Below are 354 nucleotides of genomic sequence, written 5' to 3' on the forward strand. Positions count from 1 at the left end.
CAGAAGTGAAACGCCGTAGCGCCGATGGTAGTGTGGGGTCTCCCCATGTGAGAGTAGGGAACCGCCAGGTTATTATTTAAAGTCTGTGCAAAAGCGCAGATTTTTGCTGATATGGCTCAGTTGGTAGAGCACACCCTTGGTAAGGGTGAGGTCCCCAGTTCGAATCTGGGTATCAGCACCATTAATTTAGTTCGGCAGAAAGAAAACGAATTTGCCTGGCGGCCGTAGCGCGGTGGTCCCACCTGACCCCATGCCGAACTCAGAAGTGAAACGCCGTAGCGCCGATGGTAGTGTGGGGTCTCCCCATGTGAGAGTAGGGAACCGCCAGGTTTTATATTTAAAGAAAGCCAGGTT

The 354-nt window shown here is 52.0% G+C and carries 1 tRNA gene and 1 rRNA gene; both read left to right on the forward strand.

Going from position 1 to position 354, the window contains the following annotated elements:
• Positions 1-105: 105 nt before the first annotated feature.
• Positions 106-181 (forward strand) — tRNA-Thr (locus R5268_RS19400).
• A 33-nt stretch (positions 182-214) separates the two neighbouring features.
• Positions 215-330: ribosomal RNA gene (gene rrf / locus R5268_RS19405) — 5S ribosomal RNA — on the forward strand.
• Positions 331-354: the final 24 nt, after the last annotated feature.

It is taken from the genome of Morganella sp. BCCO 40_0007 (genome assembly GCF_032989665.1).
Lineage (GTDB): Bacteria > Pseudomonadota > Gammaproteobacteria > Enterobacterales > Enterobacteriaceae > Morganella > Morganella sibonii.